The following is a 3678-nucleotide window of genomic DNA, read 5'->3' on the forward strand; positions in this document are numbered from 1 at the left end:
TGCACTGGCAGCGTTAGGAACGGCTCTGACAATCGATCGTCAAGCAAACAGCGCTCCTGTTGCCCGCCCTGCTAGCCCAAACCCCAATGACTTGACCATCAAGTGGCTAGGTCACACTTGTTTTTTGTTTACGAGTAGAGGTTTGCGGATTTTAGTTAACCCCTTCCAGACGATCGGATGCACAGCCGGATACCGTCCTCCCAGAGTCCAAAGCGACTTGGTTATGGTCAGCAGCCGACTGTTGGATGAAGGCTTTTTGGACATGCTCCCAGGAACTCCTCGACTGCTAGTAGATCCTGGTGCCTATCAGTTTCAAGGGCTGCCTATCCAGGGAATTTCTACAGCACACGATCGTATTGGTGGCAGGCGTTTTGGTATCAATGTTGCCTGGCGTTGGACTCAAGCAGGTATCGCCATTTTGCATTTAGGTGGCATTGCCGCTCCCATCACCAGCGAACAGCGCATCCTCATGGGTCGCCCCGATGTGTTATTTCTGCCCGTTGGCGGTGGGCCTAAAGCCTACAGCCCCTCAGAAGCGCTACAGGCTGTCAACGTGCTGAATCCTAAGCTGGTGATTCCTACTCACTTCCGCACCAGAGCTGCTAATGCGGCTGCCTGTGATATCGTCCCAATAGAGGAATTTCTGGCCCTAATGCAGGGTGTGCGCATTCGTCGGGCTGCTACCGATCAGATTACCCTCAGGGCTGCAAATTTACCCTCTCAAGGCATGGAAATTCAGTTGCTAACCTACACGTTTTAACTCTCTCTGAAGGTGAAGCCTCTGGGTAAGCAGGCAGCAACACTTCGTTAGTATCTGCGTGGCTACCGTGTGCGAAAAGAGCACTAGCACCCTATGTTCGCAGCGTTTTACTCCATGGATTCAGCTCAGAGATGTCGTTGCCTAATGCCCTTACCCTGACAGTTTTGTCACCATCCTGATGACTATTAGCACTCGACTTTTCCATAAGCAGTTGAGCTAGCTATCACCCACCACTAACTGGGGGAATCAATACCACCTCATCTCCATCGTGCAATATTGTTTCTGGTTCTACAAACTGCAAATTTACTCCAAAGCGGGTTACTTCTCGCCAGCGCTCTAGTTCTGGGCGGTCTGCAATCAGGCGATCGCGGACTGTTGATACCATCGTTCCTACAGGGAATCGTAACTGCAAGTCTGTAACTCCATAGGCATCTTGATAGGCCGCAAATAGCTTAACAGTAACTGTCACCTCACCAGTTTGTGGTTGCTTCATAAAACCCTCATAAACCTTGTAGAAAAGCCCTTTCAGCTTCACAGTATCCTTAAGTAAAGTTACGTAGTTACAGGGACGCAATTTATGATGCAAGAGCTTCACAATGAAATTATCTGACGAGTATGTCTGAGAGGAACTGGACAAGCAGGGGGCAACTAGTTTTGTTCAGGTACTCTTGGCTCATAGGACATTCTTGTCAGACTAGTTGCCTGACTCCGGGGGCTTGTGGGGTCAGGCATTTTTTTGGATAAGTGACAGTTTTTCACACTCATCTATATTCCACCGGGTTCATAGTCAGGGTGCTAGGAACTTTGAGCTGAATGCAGAAGCATCGTCCTTAAGCCCTATATCCAGCCCCCAAAAAGGCGTTACAATTCTTTATGATTTAGGATGATGAACTGCAACCAGACGATGTGATTTATGTTACTGACCCCCGCTGATCGCACCAAACTGGATGATACTGACGATAGTCTGTTCTATGATTTCCCTCGCTTTGTTACCCATGTAGATGACAACTTTATCCATCAGCTAACCGATTTGTATCGCCAACGCCTACAACCCCACACTCGTATTTTGGATCTCATGAGCAGTTGGGTGTCTCATCTGCCCCCAGAGATGGAATTTACTCATGTCGAAGGTCATGGCATGAACGCTGAGGAACTAGCTCGCAATCCTCGCCTGCACCACTATTTTGTCCAGAATTTGAATAAAGATCCTCAGTTGCCGTTGGCAGATGAATCCTTTGATGCCGTCTTAAACACGGTGTCAGTGCAATACCTGCAATATCCTGAGGCCGTGTTTTATGAGATTCACCGGGTTTTGAAGCCAGGTGGCATTGCGATTGTCAGCTTTTCCAACCGGATGTTCTATCAAAAGGCAATTCAAGCATGGCGTGACGGGTCGGACGCTGATCGCATTACCCTTGTGAAGCGTTACTTTCAATCAGTACCGGGATTCACCGCGCCAGAAGTCATTGTCCGTTCTGGTCAGGGAATACCAGTGCTGCAACTATTGGGCATGGGTGCCTCGGATCCCTTCTATGCTGTGATAGCAACCCGATCGACCCCATAGCTCGGCTAGTTTTCAACCATTCTTTGCCAATGACAGTATCCAATTGTGGTAGAAGGGCATAGAAAATTTACAGGTAACGATTTTTTAGGGCTACTATATGGGAAAAGCAGGATAAGAAACGCAAGGCTTCACGCCTTCGTGAGAGATTCCTATTTATAGAGATAGGTTTCAGTAGCATTAGATTTCGGAATTGATCAGTTTAACTATTTGGATCCATGAGTGTGTTGAGGAGAACTGGAGCGTCACCATCGTCAGGAGTGTCCCCCAAGACACCACCCAAGTCTGCAGTCAACAAATCTGTCATCAACAAGTCTGCAACCAAGGTGACTACTGCCAAGGGAGCTTCTCCTAAGCGGCCTGTGCGCAAGACACCGCCATTGCTGCAATTTACCCAAGCGGTTGCCAGGGTTACCGGGGGCACAATCTTGGGGGTCACAATGTTAGCTAGCTCAGTCATTGCTGGTGGGCTAGTAGGCTTGGCGATCAGCTTCCGTAACTTGCCTGATGTCAGAGTATTGCGTAACTATGTACCTGTTGAAACTAGCTACATCTACGATATTAACGGCAAGTTACTCTCCAGTATGCATGGGGAAGCCAACCGGGAGAACATGCCTCTAAACCAAATATCACCCAACTTGAAATTAGCCGTATTGGCGATCGAAGACAGTCACTTCTATTCCCATAGTGGTGTTAACCCGATTGGGATCATGCGGGCATTGGTTGCCAACCTACAGGCGGGTAAAACCGTTGAGGGTGGATCCACAATTACTATGCAATTGGTCAAAAACTTGTTCCTAACTCCAGAGCGGGCCTTGAGCCGCAAGGTCGCAGAAGCAGTACTAGCTATGCGTCTAGAACAAGTATTCACCAAGGATCAAATTTTTGAAATGTACATGAACCAGGTGTACTGGGGACACAATACCTACGGTGCCGAAACAGCCGCAGAGAGTTATTTTGGTAAATCTTCGGCGAATCTAACCCTAGGGGAAGCTGCTATGATGGCTGGTCTGGTGCAAGCGCCAGAGTCGTTTAGCCCGTTTGTTAGCAATAAGAAGGTAAAGAAGACCTTTCGCTGCATAGACAAGGATGCACCAGAACTAGCCTGTGAGCGGCAGTTGCTGGTGCTGAATCGGATGTTAGAGTTGGAATGGATTACCGATAAAGAACTGCAAGCCGCTCGCAATCAAACGATCAAGTTAGGCAATATCACCTCATTTCGGGGTAGTGCTTTTCCGCAAATCACCAATGCTGTTGTGCAAGAACTCACCCGTAAGTTTGGACAGGAAGAAATGCTTAAGGGTGGCATGAGGGTACAGACGACGATCGACACGGAACTGCAACTTACTGCCCAAGA

The 3678-nt window shown here is 48.4% G+C and carries 5 protein-coding genes; 3 read left to right on the forward strand and 2 right to left on the reverse strand.

Translation table 11 applies throughout. The features are described from left to right. Positions 1 to 31: 31 nt before the first annotated feature. Positions 32 to 760, forward strand: a complete 729-nt coding sequence (locus NZ772_15610) for an MBL fold metallo-hydrolase (GenBank protein MCS6814981.1) — start codon at positions 32 to 34, stop codon at positions 758 to 760. 223 nt (positions 761 to 983) lie between these two features. Here the strand turns inward: NZ772_15610 and NZ772_15615 are convergent, their stop codons facing one another. After that, positions 984 to 1253: a MoaD/ThiS family protein gene (locus tag NZ772_15615; GenBank protein MCS6814982.1), complete on the reverse strand. Its 270-nt coding sequence runs from the start codon at positions 1251 to 1253 to the stop codon at positions 984 to 986. A 420-nt stretch (positions 1254 to 1673) separates the two neighbouring features. On the opposite strand from NZ772_15615, the gene NZ772_15620 reads away from it, so the two are divergent. Then, positions 1674 to 2324, forward strand: coding sequence for a class I SAM-dependent methyltransferase (locus NZ772_15620; GenBank protein MCS6814983.1), 651 nt, complete (start codon positions 1674 to 1676; stop codon positions 2322 to 2324). Between the two features lie 199 nt (positions 2325 to 2523). Here the strand turns inward: NZ772_15620 and NZ772_15625 are convergent, their stop codons facing one another. After that, complete coding sequence (locus tag NZ772_15625; protein ID MCS6814984.1) at positions 2524 to 2760, reverse strand: hypothetical protein; 237 nt, start codon at positions 2758 to 2760, stop codon at positions 2524 to 2526. Between NZ772_15625 and NZ772_15630 the strand changes: the two genes are divergently transcribed. Next, the coding region (locus NZ772_15630) for a penicillin-binding protein (protein MCS6814985.1) at positions 2648 to 3678 on the forward strand (1031 nt) is incomplete at its 3' end. The two genes, NZ772_15625 and NZ772_15630, sit on opposite strands and share 113 nt — an antisense overlap.

Source organism: Cyanobacteriota bacterium, from assembly GCA_025054735.1.
Taxonomy (GTDB): domain Bacteria; phylum Cyanobacteriota; class Cyanobacteriia; order SKYG9; family SKYG9; genus SKYG9.